This is a genomic window from Salinisphaera sp., assembly GCF_002729955.1.
Taxonomy (GTDB): Bacteria; Pseudomonadota; Gammaproteobacteria; order Nevskiales; family Salinisphaeraceae; genus Salinisphaera.
The window spans coordinates 33,047-51,782 of the sequence record NZ_PBYA01000031.1; the positions used below are offsets into that span (position 1 = coordinate 33,047).

Genomic DNA, 18,736 nt, shown 5'->3' on the forward strand with positions numbered 1-18,736 from the left:
TCCGGGTTGACCCGACGTATTCAGGCGAGGTCGGCGTAGCCCTGTCCGCCGGGAAGTTTGGACAGCAGCGCGGCTTCCACGAACCGTTCGACCGGCGCGATGCCGACCTTCTGCACCAGCGCGTTGGCGAAGCTGTAGGTCAGGATCGCACGGGCGCCGTCGTCGGCCACGCCGCGGCTCTTGAGATAGAACACGGCATCCTCGTCGAGCTGGCCCACGGTGGAGCCATGCGCGGCCACCACGTCGTCGGCATAGATTTCCAGCTCGGGCTTGGCGTCCACCTCGGCCTTGTCGGACAACAGCAGGGCGTCGCTGCTCAGGTCCGAGTCGGTTTTCTGGGCGTCCTTGCGAATCAGAATCTTGCCGTTGAACACGCCGCGACCGTGGTCGGCGAGTACACCCTTGTAGATCTCGCGCGACACGCTGTGTTCGGTGTCGTGATCCACGCAGGTGTGGTTGTCCATATGCTGACGACCGGTCGGCACGTACACGCCGTAGAAGTGCACTTCGGCGTTCGGGTCGACCAGACGGCTATGGGTATCGGTACGCGCCAGGCGCCCGCCCAGATCAAAGCCGTGATTGATCACTCGGCTGTCGCGGGTCTGGCGGGCGAAGAAGCAGGCGGTGTGGTAGCCGCGCTCCGATTCCTGCTGAACGCGACAGCGGGTGAGCTGTGCGTTCTCGCCCATGACGGCCTCGGTCACCACGTTGGTGAAGTAGGGCTTGTCGCCGAGGCCGGCGTAGTGCTCGATCACCGTGGCCTGGCTGCCGCGGTCCATCACGTAGCGATGGCGCACCTGCGACATGCGGTCTTCGTGGCCGCCGCTGGACAGGGTGATCACGTGGATCGGCTTGTCGGCGGCCGTATTTGCAGCGACGTGCACATAGGCGCCGTCCGTGGCGAAGGCCGCGTTCATGTCCGACAGGCTGCCCGGCTGGGCATCGATGGCGTCCGATCGTACGCGGGCGTCTTCGTTGTCGTTCAGGTATTGCGCAAACGACTGGACCTGCACGCCCTGCGGCAGGCCATCGAGCGACGACAGCCGGGGGTCGAAATGGCCATCCACGATCACGATGCGATAGGCATCCAGATCGGCCGGCAGAAAGGCGGCGAGGGCGTCCTGCGATACGTCGCCGGCCTCCGAGCTGGCCTCGAAGCGGCGTTTTTCCACGGGGCGCAGGCTGGTGTACTTCCACTCTTCCTGGCGCGTATCCGGAAAGCCGGCCTCGGCGAAGGCCTTGAGCGCGTCCTTGCGGGCCCGCTGGTTCGCGTCGCTGCCCGGCAGATCACGCTCGAGACGGGCGTACTCGGCCAGATAGTGGTCGATAAGCGGCGCGATATTGCTCATGACGAAGCGGTCTCGCTATCGGTTTCCAGGTTCGCATAGCCTTGTTCTTCGAGCGTATCGGCCAGTTCCGGGCCGCCCGAACGCACGATGCGGCCATGGGCCAGCACGTGCACACGGTCGGGCACCACGTGCTCGAGCAGGCGCTTGTAGTGGGTCACCAGAATGGTGGAATGCTCGGGCGAGCGCAGGCGGTTGATGCCGTCGGCGACGATCTTCAGGGCGTCGATATCGAGGCCCGAATCGGTTTCGTCGAGAATCGACAGGCTCGGCTCCAGCATGAGCATCTGAAAGATTTCGTTGCGCTTTTTCTCGCCGCCGGAGAAGTCCTCGTTCACGCCGCGCTTGGCCATGTCCATGCTCATGCCGACATGGGCGATCTTTTCATTGACCAGCTGCATGAACTCCATCGCCTCGATCTCGGGCTCGCCGCGATACTTGCGGCGCGCGTTCAGGGCCGCGCGCAGCAGGTAGAGGTTCGACACGCCGGGGATTTCCACCGGGTACTGAAAGCCCAGGAACACGCCTTCGCAGGCGCGCTCGTCGGCTTCGAGGTCGAGTAGATCCTTGCCCTTGTAGGTCACGCTGCCGCCGGTGATTTCGTAGTCCTCGCGGCCGGCGAGAATGCTGGCCAGGGTGGACTTGCCCGAGCCGTTCGGACCCATGATGGCGTGGACTTCACCGGCGGGAATCTCGAGATCGATGCCGCGCAGGATCGGCTTGCCCTCGACCTCGGCCTGTAGGTTCTTGATGGAAAGCATAGAGTGTTTTTAGCGGTTGAACGTGGCAGGCCCGCGCACATGGCGCGGGCCCGATAGTCTTGTGCCGGGCTGTCGGTAACGACTAGCCGACGGCGTTCTCGAGCGTGACGTTGAGCAGCTTCTGGGCCTCGACGGCGAATTCCATCGGCAGCTCCTTGAAGACGTCCTTGCAGAAGCCGTTGACGATGAGGTTGACGGCGTCTTCCTCGGACAGGCCACGCTGCTGGCAATAGAACATCTGGTCTTCGCCAATCTTGGAGGTGGTGGCCTCGTGTTCAAGCTTGGCGGTGGAGTTCTTGGTTTCGACGTACGGGAAGGTGTGAGCCCCGCACTTGTCGCCGATCAGCAGCGAGTCGCACTGGGTGAAGTTGCGGGCGTTGTCCGCGCTCGGCAGGATCTTGACCAGTCCGCGATAGGACTGCTCGCCCCGTGCCGCCGAAATACCCTTGGCGATGATCGTGGACTTGGTGTTCTTGCCCACGTGGATCATCTTGGTGCCGGTATCGGCCTGCTGCATGCCGCGAGTCACCGCGACCGAGTAGAACTCGCCCACGGAGTTGTCGCCGGTGAGCACACAGCTCGGATACTTCCAGGTAATCGCCGAACCGGTTTCCACCTGGGTCCAGGAGATCTTGGAGCGATCGCCGCGGCATTCGCCACGCTTGGTCACGAAGTTGTAGATGCCGCCCTTGCCGTTTTCGTCGCCGGGGTACCAGTTCTGTACCGTCGAGTACTTGATCTCGGCATCCTCTTCGGCGACGAGCTCCACCACCGCCGCATGCAGCTGGTTCTCGTCACGCTGGGGCGCGGTACAGCCTTCCAGATAGCTTACGTGGCTGCCTTTCTCGGCAATGATGAGCGTGCGCTCGAACTGACCCGTGTTTTCCGCGTTGATACGGAAATAGGTCGACAACTCCATCGGGCAGCGCACCCCTTCCGGAATGTAGACGAAGGAACCGTCCGTGAACACGGCAGAGTTCAGCCCGGCAAAGAAGTTGTCGCCGCGCGGCACGACCGTGCCCAGGTGCTTTTTGACCAGCTCCGGATACTCGCGAATGGCTTCCGAGATCGAGCAGAAGATCACCCCGGCTTCAGCGAGCTTGTCCTTGAAAGTGGTGGCCACCGACACGCTGTCGAACACCGCATCGACTGCGACATTGCTCTTCTTGGTCGGATACTGCGCGCCTTCGACGCCGGCCAGCATCTCCTGCTCGTGCAGCGGGATGCCCAGCTTTTCGTAGGTTTCGAGCAGCTTGGGATCGACTTCGTCGAGGCTCTTGGGCTTGTCCTTGGCGCTCTTGGGCGCGGAGTAGTAGGAAATCTTCTGGTAGTCGATTTCCGGATAGTGCAGGTGCGGCCACGTGGGCGTACGCATCTGCTTCCACTGCCGAAAGGCTTCGAGACGCCATTCCAGCATCCATTCCGGCTCGTCCTTCTTGGCCGAGATGAAGCGAATCACGTCTTCGTTGAGGCCCGGAGCGACGGTATCGGACTCCAGGTCGGTCACGAAGCCGGCTTCGTACTCGCGCTCGGCGACCAGTGTTTCGACGTCTTCCTGATGTGCGGCCATAGCGATTGGATCGTTCGAAATTACGCGTTTATTGACGCAAGTATAACGTGAATCGGCGGTCGCCCGGCGGCATCCATACCGATACCGATGATAGTGGGGCTCTATTGAAAGTCTTCAAGAGATTGGTAGCGCTAACATATTGCGAACGACCGGATTTATCGCTTTAATGCTCATTCACCATCTATACAAGGGAGTTCCATATGCGGCCTATGATTCGTCTGGGGGCATTGGCACTGGCGGGCACGGCCCTGGCCGGCTGCTCGCAGATCACCATTACCTCCGACACCATCGTCGACGGCACCGCTCGCATCGCCGATGCCACCACCAACGCGGTGCAGGGCACGAGCAACGTCACTACGAACACCGCCAACGACGTGGATGCGCGCACCCATGCCGCACGGCGCGAATTCGTGGGCTCGCAGATGGCCATGATCAAGCGTGAAGCCGCTCGCGGCCAGGGCGAGAACCTGGAAACGCTGGCGTACATGATGCACGCCGAAGATACCCAGGCCTTCGAGAAGCAGGTGCAGGCGAACTATCAGGCGCTGTTCGCATCCGATGCGGATGCCGACCAGTGGCTGACTCGTCTTTATGACGTCATGGGCACGCCGCCCGATATGGCGCTGGCCTCTGCGGGCTGAGCGCAGCGCGCGACGATCAAGCCGGCATGCTCACATGCCGGCTTTTTTTATGCGCGTATGGCCTGCACGGCGTTCACGAGCTAGGCTAGCGGGCGATCTGGAACCACGGCTGCGAGGTTGGCGCGATGGCGCGCACTGACGACTGGGACATTTCCGCACCTTTCGTGACGCGTTTTAACGTGTCCGAGGCGCATATCGACCGTCTTGAGCACATGAACAACGCCGTCTACCTGACCTTCATGGAACAGGCGGCATGGCAGCATACCGAGGCGCTGGGTATCGGCTGGCAGAGCTATGTGGACCTGGATGCCGCCTGTGTCGTGCATCGCCACGAGCTGGACTATCTGATGCCCGCCCATCTGGGCGATGAGCTGGAAGTGGCGACCTGGATCGCCGAGAACGACGGCCGGCTCGCCATGTGGCGTGCCTTCCAGTTTCGGCGGGTCGGCGATGGCCGCACGGTATTCCGTGCCCGTACCCACTATGTAACGGTCAAGCTGTCGAACGGGCGCGCCCGCCGCATGCCGCAGCTGTTCGTTGACGCCTACCGGCCCGCGGCCGACGCCTAGTCATGCCCGCGCCGCGTGTGGAAATCCATTTCTGTCCCGGCTGTCGCTGGCAGGCCCGTGCTGCCTGGATGGCCCAGGAACTGCTCACCACCTTCGGCGAAGCCCTCGGCGAAGTCGCGATCGTGCCGGCGGCCTCCGGGGTGTTCGAGATCCATCTCGACGGCGAACTGCTGCACTCACGCAAACGCGACGGCGGCTTTCCCGAAACCAAGCCCATCAAGCAGATGATCCGCGATCGGATCGATCCCGAGCGCGGGCTCGGCCACAGCGATCGCTGAATCGCGGGTACTTAGCGCAGGCGCGCCAAACCTGCCTGAACAGCGCAGCGCCACCCGCGTCCGTCGCGCTAATTGAACGAATCGCTTCTTATTAGAGCAGCCAGACCAGCGCTGTGGGTTCATTCATCGCGACCTGCACCAAGGCGGCCTGGCCGAGGCGGTGTGCCATGGCCCGTGCTTCGCCTTCTTCCACGCCGGCGATCAGCACACCGGGTTCGTCGGGCCAATCGCCGTGCGGATCTTCGTTAACGGTTTCCAGCCAGGCGGTGGCGCGGCGGTCGGCCCAGTCGCGTAGCAGCGCGTCGCGGGCGTGGTTGCTCGCGTCGTCGGTCTGCTCGGCATTCGGGTTGTAGGCTGTGATCAGCCAGGCGCGGCGGGCACAGGCGCGCTGCGATAGCCAGTCGGCCACGGCAGGCGGGCAGGGCGCGCCGATTCGAAGCACATGGCTGTCGCCGTCGAGGAAGACACGATAGTTGGTGGCTTCGAAGGCGGCGCGCAGGTCGTCGGACATAAAAAAGGCCCGGGTGAGAACACCCGGGCCTTGTACCGCAGAAGCGGTGCGAGTGTCAGGTTATAAAACCTAGGCGACGCGCGATTCCAGACGCGTGTCCTCGTGCTTGTGGTTCACCGGATCCCGCAGGTATTCTTTGGTGAACGCATCGGTGAGGATGGCGTCGTAACGCAGGTCGTCGTATTCCTTGACCTTGCGGGCTTCGGTATCCGTGAGCACGCCGTTGGCGACAGCCGACTTGAGCTGTGCATCCACGGTGAAGCCTTCGGCCTCGCCCTTGGCCACGGCCTTGGCGAACTTGTCGTAGACCGATTCGACTTCCACGAGCTTGTTGAAGGCCCGCTCCATCCGGCCGGTGGCGCTCTTGGCACTCGTGCCCAGATAGATGTTCGCGGTCATGCGATCGCGGAAGGCCGAGGGTTCCAGAATGGCATTGCCCAGGGCGTTGATGAGCTTGTCGCTCGCGCCCTTGTGGCGACGGCCGGTCGGGAACACCAGCACCCGCATGGCACCGCCCACGAACTTGTTCGGGAAGTTGCGGAAGAACCCGTCGAAGGCTTCTTCGATCTTGTGCAGGCACTCTTCCATCACGTACTGCAGATGGGCGATATCTTCCGGCTCTTCCTTGCCTTCGTCATAGAAGTACTTGAGCGTGGCCGACCCGAAGTACAGCTCGGAGAGCACGTCACCCAGACGCGCCGAGAGCAGTTCCTTCTTCTTCAGCTCGCCGCCGAGCATGCCCATGGTGATGTCCGAACAGATCGCCAGCGCCGAGGAGAAACGCTCGAGCTTGCGATAGTAGGGCGCAGCCACACCATCGACCGGTGCCTTGGCGGTGATCGAGCCGGACAGGCCGAAGGTCAGCGTACGCGCGGCACGGTTGACCGAATGGCCGACATGCGACCACAGCAGGTGATCGAACTCGTCCAGATCGTCCTCGCGTGCGGCTTCCATTTCCGGGAAGACGAACGGATGGCAGCGAATCGCGCCCTGGCCGAAGATCATCAGGCTGCGGGTGAGGATATTCGCACCCTCCACCGTGATGGCGATCGGCACCGACTGATAGGAGCCGAACAGGTAGTTGCGCGGACCCTGTTGAATGCCGCGGCCGCCATGGACGTCCATGGAGTCGTTGACGATCTGACGCATCCACTCGGTCATGTGGTACTTGGCCATGGCCGTGACCACCGACGGGGTGCACTGATCCACACCGCTGGCGGTGAAGATACGTGCGGCTTCCATCTTGTAGTTCAGACCGCCGATACGGGCCGTGGCTTCCTGTACGCCTTCGAACTTGCCGACCGGCACCTTGAACTGGCGACGAATACGACCGAAGGCACCGGTCATGCGATACGCCGTCTTCGAAGCGGCCGAGGACAGCGCCGGCAGCGAAATACCGCGACCGGCCGACAGGCATTCGACCAGCATGCGCCAGCCACCGCCGGCCTTTTCCTTGCCGCCGATGATGGCATCCAGCGGCACGAACACGTCCTTGCCGTAGATCGGACCGTTCATGAACGCACCCGGCGCATGACGGGTCCCGATTTCCACGCCCGGCTCGTCGGCCGAGATCAGGGCACAGGTAATGCCGTATTCGGTCTTGTTCTCGTCGCCGAGCAGACCTTCCGGGTCATACAGCTTGAACGCCAGACCGATAACCGTGGCCACCGGGGCCAGGGTGATCCAGCGCTTGGAGAAGGTGAGCTTCATGCCCAGCACTTCTTCGCCGTTGTACTCGCCCTTGCAGACCACGCCCGTATCCGGCAGTGCGCCGGCGTCGGAGCCGACTTCCGGGCCGGTCAGGCCGAAGCAGGGGATTTCGCTGCCGTCGGCCAGGCCGGGCAGCCATTTCTGCTGCTGTTCCTTGGTGCCGTAATGCACGAGCAGTTCGCCCGGGCCAAGCGAGTTCGGCACCATCACGGTCACGGCCGTGGTCAGCGAGCTCGAGGCGATCTTGGCCACGATGGTGGACTGGGCGACCGCCGAGAAACCAAGGCCGCCATGCTCCTTGGGAATGAGCATCGCGAAGAACTTGTTGTCGCGAATGTACTTCCAGCCTTCTTCGGGAATGTCCTTGAGCTCGGACATGATTTCCCATTCGTCCAGCATGTCGCACAGCGTTTCGGTTTCGTTATCCAGAAACGACTGTTCTTCCGCGGTCAGCTGGGTACGCTTGAAGTCCAGCAGGTACTGCCAGTCGGGCTTGCCGCGAAACATCTCGGCTTCCCACCAGGTGCTGCCGGCTTCCAGCGCTTCGCGCTCGGTGTCCGACATCGGCGGCAGCACGGCCTTGAAGCCCTTGAACACCGGCTTGGTGACCAGCTTCTTGCGCAGGCTCGTGGTATTGAAGATAGCCAGAATGGGCACGAAGATCACCGCCGCTGCGATGATGCCCGGCCAACCAATGGCGCCGACCGCGGCCAGGGCCACGAAATAAACAACGACCGCAGCACTCCAGACCGCCAGGGATGCGCCGACATACGCCAGCGTCCAGACGGCCGCGATCGCGACCAGTATCGATATCAAAGCTGTCATAACAACCTCCCGTTTAAAAACCGTGGCCGCCGCTGCGGGCAGGCCATTCCGGCACCTGGGGCGCCGGCGTATTACTGGCGGCGTCGAGCTCCGAGGGCATGAGACTCACCATCAGAAACCGCACATACTCCGCGAACGCCGGCTCGTCAGCGTTCGGCCATTCATCCGGCAGATCGCGACGGATCTGCAGCGAGCCGAGAAACACGGAAAACGTCATCAGCGCCCAGCGGCGGGCGTTCTCGGCCGACAGGCCCAGCGCTGCGTAGCTGTCGATGATGAAATCCAGCCGGCGCTTGGAAACACGCTCGACGTAATCGCGCACGAAGGCCGGTTTGGTCGCGCTGGAAAGCGCGCTGTAGATACGGCTGGCCTTCTTGGACGTATTCACTTCCGTGATCAACCGTTTCACCCGCGCACGTGGGTCCGTTTCCTGTTGTACGCGGTCGAGTACCTCGTCGGTTTCGCGGGCTTCCCAGCGTTGCAGGGCGGCCACCAGCAGCGCTTCCCGGTTGGGGAAATGCCAGTAGAAGCTGCCCTTGGTCACGCCGAGTTCGCGCGCGATCGGCTCCACCCCGACGCCTTCCACGCCGCGGCGCCCGATCGCGTCGAGGGCGGCCTCGGCCCAATCGTTGGCAGTGAGCATCACCTTCTGCGATTTCGTCATGCGGCGCTGCACCAATAAGACTTACGTATAACTTCGCGCATATGTGGCGGCGTGTCAATACGCCAGCGTATGGAAAAGAGTTTCACCATGCGGCCGATACAGAATGCAGCCGATACAGCGAATGGCCGCACACAAGCAATGGTTGTCGTCAGCGGGGCCGCTGGGCGACGATAGCGCCCCCGCTGAAGGCGGGCGCGTAATGTGGCCGTGGTCTGGCAAGCGCAGACGCGACGGCGTTCGTGTTGGAGTTGGGCGGGCCGCGAGGGCCCGTTGTCGACCGATCTGGAGTTTTTGCGGAGCCTGCATGCGTCAACCCACCCGTTCCGATTTCGTTCACTACGTGCCGATCCGCGTGAAATGGGGCGAGATGGACAGCCTCGGCCACGTGAACAACACCGTGTTCTACCGCTACTCGGAAGACGGGCGGATCGACTACATCCACATGATTTCCGACGGCGGAGATACGCAGACCAGCGACGGGCCGATCCTGGCCGACCTGCGCTGCAGCTTTCGCCAGCAGCTGCGCTTTCCTGCGGATGTGGAGATCGGTACGCGCGTCAAGCGCATCGGCCGCAGCAGCTTCGAGCTGGAACAATGCCTGTTCTTTGCCGAAACCGACGACGTGATCGCGGTCTACAACACCGTGGTGGTGTGGTTCGATTTCGGTGCGCAAACGAGCATGCGCGTGCCCGAAACCATTCGCGAACGGATTCGTGAATACGAGGCGGTGCCGCCGGAGGAATAAGCCGGCACCGCGACGCCTAGTCGGCGTCGTGCTCGCTTTCGGGGAAACGATCGCGCATGAGCACCTCGTCCAGGCCGAGCTGGCCGCTGCGCGGGTGGGCGCCTTTAAGCGTCTTGCCGATGCAGATCATCATGCAGATGCGATGATCCGGCGGCAGGTTGATCAGGTGGCCCACACGCTTGAAGTCGAAGCCATCCATGGGGCAGGAGTCGTAGCCCATGGCGCGGGCAACGAGCATGGCGGTCTGGGCTGCCATGCCGCAGGAGCGCATGCCTTCATCGCGCTGCAGGCATTCGTCGTCGCGGTAGAAGTGCTTGATCTCGCGGACCATGCTTTCGGCCACCGCCGTGGGCGCGTTGCGCCAGTAGCGCTCCGGTGACTTGGCCCAGCTTTTCAGGTCCAGACAGAGCACGAGCAGCAGCGAGCATTCCGTCACCTGGGCCTGGTCCCAGGCCGCTTTGCGGATTTCGCTGCGCAGCTCGTCGTTCTCGACCGCGACGAAGCGCCAGTTCTGGATATTGAAGGCCGTGGGCGAGAGCAGGACGTGCTCCATGAGCTCGCGCACTTCGTCCTCGGCCATGCGATGGTCCGGGTCGAAATGGCGCACCGAGCGGCGCGTGGAGATGGCTTCGAATAAATCCATGAATCAGCCCTGCGTGCCGCGAATGGCACGCGCTTGTTCGGGCGCGTTGCCCACGTAGTCGTGCGGGCGCATGGCCTTGAGCCGCGCCTTGTCGTTGGCCGGAATATCGAGCGATTCAATGAAGTCGCGCATGGCGTTTGCATCAATCACCTTGCCGCGGGTCAGCGCCTTGAGCTGTTCGTAGGCACCGCTGATGCCGCGAATCCGCATCACCGTCTGTACGGCTTCGGCGAGCACGATCCAGTTATCTTCCAGATCGGCGTCGAGCCGCGCCGGGTTGGCCTCGAGCTTGTTGATGCCCTTGAGCAGCGAAGCATAGGCCACGCCGCCATGGGCCAGGCCCACGCCCAGATTGCGCAGGACGGTGGAATCGGTCAGGTCGCGCTGCCAGCGCGAAATGGGCAGCTTGGCGGCCAGATGATCCATGATCGCGTTCGCCAGGCCCAGGTTGCCCTCGGCGTTCTCGAAATCGATGGGGTTCACCTTGTGCGGCATGGTCGAAGAGCCCACTTCGCCCTCGACCGTGGCCTGCTTGAAATAGCCCAGCGAGATATAGCCCCAGATGTCCTTGGCGAAATCCAGCAGCACGGTGTTCACACGCATGAGCGCATGGAAGAACTCGGCGATGAAGTCATGCGGCTCGATCTGCGTGGTGGCGGGGCTGACTTCCAGATTCATGCCCCGAATGAAGCGGGTGGCAATGCCCGGCCAGTCGGCGTTCGGATAGGCCGCAAAGTGGGCGTTGTAGTTGCCGACCGCGCCGTTCATCTTGCCGAAGATGGTCACTTCCGCGAGCAGGGCCCGCTGGCGCGTAAGCCGCTGTACGAACACCGCCATTTCCTTGCCCAGCGTGGTGGGCGAGGCCGACTGGCCATGGGTGCGCGAGAGCATGGGCGTATCGGCATGGGCTTCGGCCAGGGCCGAAATCGCTTCGATGACCCGGTCGATGGCGGGCAGCAGGTTGTCGTCGCGGGCGTCGCGCAGCATCTGTGCATAGGCGAGGTTGTTGATGTCTTCCGAGGTACAGCCGAAGTGGATGAACTCGTTGACGTGCGCGATTTCCTCGACGTTCTTGATCTTGTTGCGCAGGTAGTACTCCACGGCCTTCACGTCGTGGTTGGTGGTGTCCTCGATGGACTTCACCTGCTGGCCTTCGTTGATATCGAACTCGTTGACGAGGCTGTCGAGAAATTCGGTGGCCTCGGCCGAGAACGGCTCGATATCGCCCACCTCGGGCTCTGCGGCGAGCGCCTGCAGCCAGCGTACCTCCACGATCAGGCGATAACGGATCAAACCGTATTCGCTGCAGATCGAGCGCAGATCCCAGGTTTTATCCGCATAGCGGCCGTCGATCGGTGAAATCGCGGAGAGCGCGGTGAGTTGCATGGCCATGAGCAGGTGTATCCGTTGTGTAACCGTCGATCGTGGCGGGCGTGTCCGGCTTGGGCGGGGCAGGCCGTTAGCGCGCGAACGCTGCGGCCGCCGCCGTGCCCTGGCCATGGGCCGCAAGGCGATCGGAGGTTGCAATAGTCGGTGATAGAATTGCGGATTCTACCGAATTCATTCGTGGTGCGTGGCCTCGTTCACGCATGAACGATTTCATCCCGGTCCGGGCCGCGCCCGGCCGCCAAGCCTTGAAAACGAAGGAGCACTCGATGGCCGCAGATAACGATTACCGGATCGAAAAAGACAGCATGGGCGAGCTCAAGGTGCCCACCGATGCGCTCTGGGGCGCCCAGTCGCAGCGGGCGGTCGACAATTTTCCGATCTCGGATCTGCGTGCGCCGCGCGCCATGATCAACGCCCTGGGCCTGATCAAGGCGAGTGCGGCCGACGTGAACCGCGACCTGGAACTGCTCGACGGCGATATCGCTCAGGCCATCATCGACAGCGCCACGGCCGTGGCCGAAGGCCAGTACGATGATCATTTCCCGGTGGATATCTTCCAGACCGGTTCGGGCACCTCGACCAACATGAACACCAACGAGGTGGTTGCTCATCTGGCCACCGAAGCTGCCGGCCAGACCGTGCACCCGAACGACCACGTCAACATGGGCCAGTCGTCCAACGACGTGATCCCGACCGCCATCCACGTCGCGGCCGTCATCGAATGCGAACGCAAGCTGCTGCCCGCGCTCACCCACATGCGCGATACCCTGCGCAAGAAGGGCGAAGAGCTCTCGGAAGTGGTCAAGACCGGACGCACCCATCTCATGGATGCCATGCCGGTCCGCTTTGACCAGGAGCTGGGCGGCTGGGCCGCACAGATCGATTCCGGCATCGACCGCGTGGAAGCCGCACTGCCGCGCATGCGCCGGCTGGCCCAGGGCGGCACGGCCGTGGGCACGGGCATCAACGCCCATCCCGAATTCGGCGAGCGTTTCGCCAAGGCCATCGGCAAGGCCAGCGGCTGCCGCTTTGAAACCAGCAGCAACTACTTCGAAAGCCTGTCCTCGCAGGACGCGGCCGTGGAGCTCTCGGGCCAGCTCAAGACCATTGCTGTGTCCATGATGAAGATCGCCAACGACCTACGCTGGATGAACTCCGGCCCGCTCGCCGGTCTGGGCGAAATCCAGCTGGAAGCGCTGCAGCCCGGCTCCAGCATCATGCCCGGCAAGGTCAACCCGGTGATCCCGGAAGCCGCCGCCATGGTTTCCGCCCAGGTCATCGGCAACGACAGCACGATTACCGTCGCCGGCCAGTCCGGCAACTTCCAGCTCAACGTCATGCTGCCGGTGATTGCCTACAACCTGCTGCAGTCCATCGAACTGCTGGCCAACACCAGCCAGATCATGGCCGACAAGGCGATTGCGAGCTTCACCGTCAACCAGGCCAACCTGGACGATGCGCTGTCGAAGAACCCGATCCTCGTGACCGCGCTGAACTCGGTGATCGGCTACGACAAGGGCGCGGCCATCGCCAAGCAGGCGTACAAGGAAGGCAAGCCGATCAAGGAACTCACCCTGGAGCAGACCGATCTCAGCGAAGAAGAGATCGACCGCCTGCTCGACCCAGCCGATCTCACCAAGGGCGGCATCAAGAAATAGGGCGGTTCCCGCCCGGATTGAAAGGCCCGCTTCGGCGGGCCTTTTTATGCGCGCAATACGCGAGTTGGAGAAATCGACCGCCATTTGCGCCGAATATCCCGCCTTGTACGGATGGAATCTCGGTATTTCGACCTTCATCCTCCGTGCTCGTCGAGCAGAGGCCGCATGCCGCGCCTCTGCAAACCGCCGGCCCGGCCCGCGCACTAGCGCACCGCCTCTCTGCCGGCTTCCACCGAACACCCAAACCGCAGCGGCCCTGGCGCCGCGCGGCCAAGAGGAATAGAACATGTATAACGAACGTATGCTCGTAGGCGACCTATCGCCGCCGCCCACCGGCGGGAACATGGATGACTGGCCCGATCAGGCGCCCTTTGTCCTGGAGAACCACGAACCCCGCGGCGCGCTCGTGCTGCTGGTCGCCCTGCGGCGGCTGCCGTCGCTTGGTGTATTCATGGCCGGCTTCGGCTATAGCGTGATCTGCGTGATGGCCGGGCTGAGCCACGCCAACGCCGGCGTCGATGTCTGGGTGCTCATGCCCGGCATCGTGCTGGCGCTGTTATCAGTGGTGAACCTGATCAGCAAACGCCTCGTGCAGTATCTCGACTGCTGCCCGGCCACCCCCGAACGCGTCAGTGCGCTCAAGGCCCGTGCGGCTCGCCACGACGTCGCCGGACCGATGACCGACGCCCAGGCACGCACCAGCGACTGCTGGCGGGTCGGCCACGTACGCCAGGCTCATGCGGTGCTCGATCGTATGGACGTGGTGGCGCGCCATGGCGGCTCGGCCTGAAGTAAGCGCGTCGGCATCTCACGCCGATGCGCGACACTGCGGGCAAACGGCTAGGCGTCCAACGGACTAACCACACCGCGGCCACCGCGTTTGAGCACATGCGTGTAGCGCATGGTGGTTTGCACATTCTTGTGCCCCAGCAGCTCCTGCACGGTGCGGATATCGCTTCCGCGTTCCAGCAAATGCGTCGCGAACGAATGGCGCAGGGTTTGGCAACTCGCCTTCTTGTGGATGCCGGCCCGGCGCACCGCACGCTTCACCGCCTGCTGCAGGCCTTTCTCGTTGACGTGATGGCGTCGCGTCGCGCCCGAACGCGGATCCTTGGATAACCGCGAAGAGGGAAATACGTACTGCCAGGCCAGTTCGTGTTCCGCGTTCGAATACTTTGTCGCCAGCGCATTCGGCAGGTACACCGCACCATAGCCGGCCTTCAGATCGTCCCGATGTAGGCAGGCCACGTAATCCAGCTGCGCCTTCAGATCGGCCGTCACCGACGCGGGCAGGGGTGTTACCCGGTCTTTGGCCCCTTTACCGTCGCGTACCACGATCTGCTGATAATCGAAGTCCACGTCCTTCACACGAAGACGAATAACCTCCATCAGCCGCAGGCCGGAGCCGTAGAGCAGCGACGCCATCAGCTTGTAGGTGCCCTCGAGCTGAGCGAGCAGTCGGCCCACTTCCTGGGTGCTTAAAACCTCTGGGATACGTTCGGGGCGTTTCGCACGCACCACGTCATCCATCCACGGCAGGTCGATTTCGAGCACTTGCCGGTAGAGATAGAGAATCGCGTTCAATGCCTGATTCTGCGTCGAGGCAGCCACGTGACGATCGACCGCCAAATGGGTGAGATAAGCCTCGATTTCCGGCTTGCCCATATCCTTTGGATGGCGCTTGTCATGGAACAGGATGAAACGCTTGATCCAGGCGAGATACGTTCTCTCGGTCCGCAGGCTGTAATGACCCAGACGTAGTCGATCGCTGACCTGATCCATCAGCTTACGCGGACGCTTTGCCAAATCCGTCATTGCTTCACAGACTACGGGGTATAGGGTTTTAGAATAGCAGCAAACACGAGCAATGCATGAGACGTTCGTATTGCTATACGAATTTCGGGTTGCGTGCTATACCTAGCATCAGCCGTATACTTGGCGTTGGGTACGACTAAACTTGGGAAACTTATGGCTGTTTATGTAGCTCTGATCGTATGGTTACTGGTATTCCTAGCTGTCTGCTACTTTGTCGATCACTATCCAAAATGTAGGTACTCACTGGTCTGGGGCGGCATTGTGTTGGTATTCGCATCCATAGCACTACCGCTGATTGCGCTTAATATGACTGACGCTAGCGCGGCAGTTAATGCCACAGCGTTGCCGGAATTCGTAACTCAGCTAACAACAATTCTCGGAGGGGCTGTTGGTGGTTCTTTCGTAGCTCACGGACTGATCACTACGAATCCGAACAAAAAGAAATAAACCCAACAAGTCGCTGCAGTTGACCGCCCAAAGCGCTGCCGCGCTTTGGGTACCCTCCGCGCTTTGCGCTCCGGCAGCAACTGAGCTTAAGCGTTGTACGGCGGTGGGTTGGTATGGCTGTTTAGCGGTGGAGTCGGATAGCAAGTTCGTACCAATAGCTCGGTTTGGCCCCTTTGTTCGACATTTATCCGATTGAAGCTGCTTTCTCCACGTCGGCCAGCTCGACGCCTTCCCGTCATGGGCTATTCGCGGTAAGTTCGGATTCGACGCATTCTTTCTTCAGGCGCGTCAGGTTTTGGGGTCCGCTGGCAAGTTCGAGGGAGCGTCGAATGGGGCAGTTCACGTACAACGAGTCGCTGCAGCCGACCGCCCAAAGCGCTGTCGCGCTTTGGGTTCCCTCCGCGGCCTTCGGCCGCTCCGGCGGCGGCTGAGCTCAGGCGTTGTACGGCGGTTGGTTGGTATGGCTGTTTAGCGTTGGAGTCGGATAGCCAGTTCGTACCAATAGCTCGCTTTGGCCCCTTCGTTCGACATTCGTCGGATCGAAGCTGCCTTGTCGGGGTCGGTGAGCTGGGCACCTTTGTGTAAGCGGCTATTCGCGGTAAATTCGAAGTCAGCGCGTTCTTTCTTGAGGCGCGTCAGGTTTTGGGATCCGCTGGCAAGTTCGAGAGGACGTCAGCCGACGCAGTTCACGTACAACGAGTCGCTGCAGTTGACCGCCCAAAGAGCTGGCGCGCTTCGGGTTCCCTCCGCGGCCTTCGGCCGCTCCGGTGGCAACTGAGCTTAGGCGTTATGCCTATTTCTCGAAATAATTTAGATTTTCTTTGCAATATTTTAGCCAAGCTGTAACAGTTATCGGGGCTCTACTCGCGGTTGTGGAAATTTGGTTTCCCCAAGTCTCGAAGTCTATAGAGCGAAACCTTAATCGAGGTATAAGTTCGCTTGAATCTTTTCGAGTCGAATACGGAGAAAGATTCCGAGAGTTAGCTTCTAGAGCAGATCAGGCTATGAAGAAGGCTTTAAAGGGCCCCCAGGTCGTTACAGCGCAAGAGCTTAAGGACCAGGCCCTAGAGTCATTGATAAATATCAAGGCGTATCTAATTTTCTACGCCGCGACGCCGTTGGTTCTTTGGGCGCAGTTTTTTCTGAGGTCGATCCTTTTCCTAATATGTGTTGGAAAGGGAAAAGCTGTCGGTGGTATAAGCGTCATAGTTTCAACTATAGGCGTGATCTTGAGCTTTTACGCATAACAGTCCGCTGCAGTTGACTGCCCAAACTGACCTTGGGCGTTATGCGCGATCGTCACCATAAAAGATACGCATTACATTTGAGGTAAAAAAGGGGGGGTAAGAGTTGCGATCAATTGTTCTTGCAATGGCTCTTTTGGCAATTGCCATTACGGGGTGCGCTACCGATTCCAGCAAAGAACAAGTTCACTCGACGTCATCGCCATCTGATGGCAGCGGTGCCGCTCGACACAAAAGTCGAGAAGAACTGCATCAACACTTACGCGACCAAGTCGAAAGAGATGCCACGCGCTGCAAGCGTAATAGAGAATTTGCGCAGGGCGTGTTCGTTGGCCGGTACAAAGGAATTGAGCGCGATGCTTGGCATAACAAGCTTTCTGAGAAGGAAATGCCCGACCGTCGGAGGGGGGTTCTTTCTGCAATTGTCGACGCGGCTTATGATCGACCGCTTGGCAATACTAACGAAGAAGTCGCACAAAACGCGACAAAGTTCGGTCAAGATGCCTTCAGCACATGTATGGATATGGCCCGTTAGAGCGCAATGAATATAGAACGTTAGAGAAAAACGATAGGCAGGCGCATGACAAAGCGCTGCGGTTGACCGCCCAAAGCGCTGCCGCGCTTCGGGCGGCAAGTGACCTTCGGCGTTGAGCGTCACATGGAGTTTGCTATGCACAAATCTGACTCAACTGAGCAGGTGGACGCAGAAACGTACATTCTTCGGTTACTTGAAGCGGAGTTGAGTGCCACGTTCGATCCGGCCGCACCGCTGCCCATTCCTTCTCGAGTTCAACCGGATGCGATCGATCCGGTGAAAAAGATCATCGTTGAGGTATATGCCCGAGTTGGTCCGGTAAAGGGCGCGCAGCTTCACAAGATCAAAGGCGATGTTCTCAAACTGGCACTGATTGGGCAGCAGGCCGGCCCCGACTGGCGTCGGATCCTTTGCTTCGCATCGGAAGAAGCAGCTGCCTACGTTACAGGGCAGTCTTGGGTCGCTGCTGCGGTTAAGCATTTTGGAATCGAAGTAATCGTTGCACCGCTTTCGGACGAGCATAGAGAGCGTGTCACGTCAGCCCAGGCCCGGCAGCGTATGGTAAATCCGGAATGACGCCCGACCAAGCGCTCCAGCCGCACGGCTACTCGCTGCGCGATCAGCCGTCGGCTGAGCTTAGGCGTTAGCCACTAGAGAAGCGTTGTGCAAGGACCGAACCCAGAATCGAAGCACCCGATGGAGGGGTTCCCACAGGTGTGCTTCATCAAGAACACGGTGCGTAATCCCAATATTGTCATTGGCGACTACACCTACTACGACGACCCGGTGGATTCGGAAAATTTCGAGCGCAACGTGCTTTATCACTTCCCATTCATCGGCGACAAGCTGATTATCGGCAAGTTCTGCGCCATCGCCCGTGGCGTGAAGTTCATCATGAACGGGGCGAATCACAAGATGTCAGGCATATCTACCTATCCATTCCAGATTTTCGGGAATGGTTGGGAGAAGGTCATGCCGGCTCCCCAAGACCTGCCATACAAGGGCGATACCGTGATCGGCAATGATGTGTGGATAGGCTACGACGCGCTGGTGATGCCGGGTGTCCATATCGGCAACGGGGCGATTGTTTCTTCTCGTTCTGTTGTCGTATCCGACGTGCCGGCTTACACGATCGTGGGCGGCAATCCGGCCAGGCCGATAAAGCAGCGCTTCGGCGCCGAAGAGATTGCAACGCTCAACAAGATCGCGTGGTGGGACTGGCCCATCGAAAAGATTACGAGGCACCTCGAGCGGATCGTATCGGGTGATGTAGAGACCTTGGCAGCCTGCGCGCACGAGTCTTGAAGCTGCGCGCAGGCCGGCTGCGACGGTTTAGACGCTGATAGCGTCTTGGCACCCCTCGTCGTGTGGCGAAGCCAGCGTAC

The 18,736-nt window shown here is 61.0% G+C and carries 18 protein-coding genes; 9 read left to right on the top strand and 9 right to left on the bottom strand.

The window, feature by feature from the left end; genetic code table 11:
* Positions 1-20: 20 nt before the first annotated feature.
* The 3 genes from sufD to sufB all read right to left on the bottom strand — a co-directional run bounded on the left by sufD (position 21) and on the right by sufB (position 3,677).
* Positions 21-1,349, bottom strand: coding sequence for a Fe-S cluster assembly protein SufD (gene sufD, locus CMN27_RS08935; RefSeq protein WP_293625705.1), 1,329 nt, complete (start codon positions 1,347-1,349; stop codon positions 21-23).
* Positions 1,346-2,107 carry a Fe-S cluster assembly ATPase SufC gene (sufC, locus tag CMN27_RS08940; protein ID WP_293625707.1) on the bottom strand — a complete coding sequence of 254 codons (762 nt, stop codon included), beginning with the start codon at positions 2,105-2,107 and terminating at the stop codon, positions 1,346-1,348. The genes sufD and sufC overlap by 4 nt, the downstream gene beginning before the upstream one ends.
* An 82-nt stretch (positions 2,108-2,189) precedes the next feature.
* Positions 2,190-3,677 carry a Fe-S cluster assembly protein SufB gene (gene sufB / locus CMN27_RS08945; RefSeq protein ID WP_293625709.1) on the bottom strand — a complete coding sequence of 496 codons (1,488 nt, stop codon included), beginning with the start codon at positions 3,675-3,677 and terminating at the stop codon, positions 2,190-2,192.
* Between the two features lie 200 nt (positions 3,678-3,877).
* Here sufB and CMN27_RS08950 point away from each other — a divergent pair, with 200 nt between their 5' ends.
* The 3 genes from CMN27_RS08950 to CMN27_RS08960 all read left to right on the top strand — a co-directional run bounded on the left by CMN27_RS08950 (position 3,878) and on the right by CMN27_RS08960 (position 5,165).
* Complete coding sequence (locus tag CMN27_RS08950) at positions 3,878-4,318, top strand: DUF3015 family protein (protein ID WP_293625711.1); 441 nt, start codon at positions 3,878-3,880, stop codon at positions 4,316-4,318.
* 125 nt (positions 4,319-4,443) lie between these two features.
* Positions 4,444-4,887, top strand: a complete 444-nt coding sequence (locus CMN27_RS08955) for a thioesterase family protein (protein ID WP_293625713.1) — start codon at positions 4,444-4,446, stop codon at positions 4,885-4,887.
* A gap of 2 nt (positions 4,888-4,889) precedes the next feature.
* Positions 4,890-5,165: a SelT/SelW/SelH family protein gene (locus tag CMN27_RS08960; protein WP_293625715.1), complete on the top strand. Its 276-nt coding sequence runs from the start codon at positions 4,890-4,892 to the stop codon at positions 5,163-5,165.
* A gap of 91 nt (positions 5,166-5,256) precedes the next feature.
* Here CMN27_RS08960 and CMN27_RS08965 read toward each other — a convergent pair whose 3' ends face one another.
* The 3 genes from CMN27_RS08965 to CMN27_RS08975 all read right to left on the bottom strand — a co-directional run bounded on the left by CMN27_RS08965 (position 5,257) and on the right by CMN27_RS08975 (position 8,875).
* Positions 5,257-5,676, bottom strand: a complete 420-nt coding sequence (locus tag CMN27_RS08965; RefSeq protein WP_293625717.1) for a DUF3293 domain-containing protein — start codon at positions 5,674-5,676, stop codon at positions 5,257-5,259.
* 69 nt (positions 5,677-5,745) lie between these two features.
* The gene (locus tag CMN27_RS08970; RefSeq protein ID WP_293625719.1) at positions 5,746-8,211 is read right to left on the bottom strand and encodes an acyl-CoA dehydrogenase; all 2,466 of its coding nucleotides are present in this window, start codon (positions 8,209-8,211) and stop codon (positions 5,746-5,748) included.
* A gap of 13 nt (positions 8,212-8,224) precedes the next feature.
* A complete protein-coding gene (locus tag CMN27_RS08975; protein ID WP_293625721.1) occupies positions 8,225-8,875 on the bottom strand; it encodes a TetR/AcrR family transcriptional regulator in 651 nt (216 codons plus the stop codon).
* A gap of 304 nt (positions 8,876-9,179) precedes the next feature.
* On the opposite strand from CMN27_RS08975, the gene CMN27_RS08980 reads away from it, so the two are divergent.
* Positions 9,180-9,620: a thioesterase family protein gene (locus CMN27_RS08980; RefSeq protein ID WP_293625723.1), complete on the top strand. Its 441-nt coding sequence runs from the start codon at positions 9,180-9,182 to the stop codon at positions 9,618-9,620.
* 16 nt (positions 9,621-9,636) lie between these two features.
* On the opposite strand, the gene CMN27_RS08985 is transcribed toward CMN27_RS08980, so the two are convergent.
* Together CMN27_RS08985 and purB are read right to left on the bottom strand one after the other, a co-directional pair.
* Positions 9,637-10,263 carry a nitroreductase family protein gene (locus CMN27_RS08985; RefSeq protein ID WP_293625725.1) on the bottom strand — a complete coding sequence of 209 codons (627 nt, stop codon included), beginning with the start codon at positions 10,261-10,263 and terminating at the stop codon, positions 9,637-9,639.
* Positions 10,264-10,266: 3 nt separating this feature from the next.
* A complete protein-coding gene (gene purB / locus CMN27_RS08990; protein ID WP_366515437.1) occupies positions 10,267-11,649 on the bottom strand; it encodes an adenylosuccinate lyase in 1,383 nt (460 codons plus the stop codon).
* A gap of 269 nt (positions 11,650-11,918) precedes the next feature.
* Here purB and CMN27_RS08995 point away from each other — a divergent pair, with 269 nt between their 5' ends.
* Together CMN27_RS08995 and CMN27_RS09000 are read left to right on the top strand one after the other, a co-directional pair.
* A complete protein-coding gene (locus CMN27_RS08995; RefSeq protein WP_293625729.1) occupies positions 11,919-13,310 on the top strand; it encodes a class II fumarate hydratase in 1,392 nt (463 codons plus the stop codon).
* A 286-nt stretch (positions 13,311-13,596) separates the two neighbouring features.
* Positions 13,597-14,100, top strand: coding sequence for a hypothetical protein (locus tag CMN27_RS09000; RefSeq protein WP_293625731.1), 504 nt, complete (start codon positions 13,597-13,599; stop codon positions 14,098-14,100).
* Positions 14,101-14,150: 50 nt separating this feature from the next.
* Here the strand turns inward: CMN27_RS09000 and CMN27_RS09005 are convergent, their stop codons facing one another.
* A complete protein-coding gene (locus CMN27_RS09005) occupies positions 14,151-15,125 on the bottom strand; it encodes an integron integrase (RefSeq protein WP_293625733.1) in 975 nt (324 codons plus the stop codon).
* A 1,818-nt stretch (positions 15,126-16,943) separates the two neighbouring features.
* Between CMN27_RS09005 and CMN27_RS09010 the strand changes: the two genes are divergently transcribed.
* The 3 genes from CMN27_RS09010 to CMN27_RS09020 all read left to right on the top strand — a co-directional run bounded on the left by CMN27_RS09010 (position 16,944) and on the right by CMN27_RS09020 (position 18,656).
* Positions 16,944-17,351, top strand: coding sequence for a hypothetical protein (locus CMN27_RS09010; RefSeq protein WP_293625735.1), 408 nt, complete (start codon positions 16,944-16,946; stop codon positions 17,349-17,351).
* Positions 17,352-17,486: 135 nt separating this feature from the next.
* Positions 17,487-17,927 carry a hypothetical protein gene (locus CMN27_RS09015; protein ID WP_293625737.1) on the top strand — a complete coding sequence of 147 codons (441 nt, stop codon included), beginning with the start codon at positions 17,487-17,489 and terminating at the stop codon, positions 17,925-17,927.
* 87 nt (positions 17,928-18,014) lie between these two features.
* Positions 18,015-18,656, top strand: a complete 642-nt coding sequence (locus tag CMN27_RS09020) for a Vat family streptogramin A O-acetyltransferase (RefSeq protein WP_293625738.1) — start codon at positions 18,015-18,017, stop codon at positions 18,654-18,656.
* Positions 18,657-18,736 lie beyond the last annotated feature (80 nt).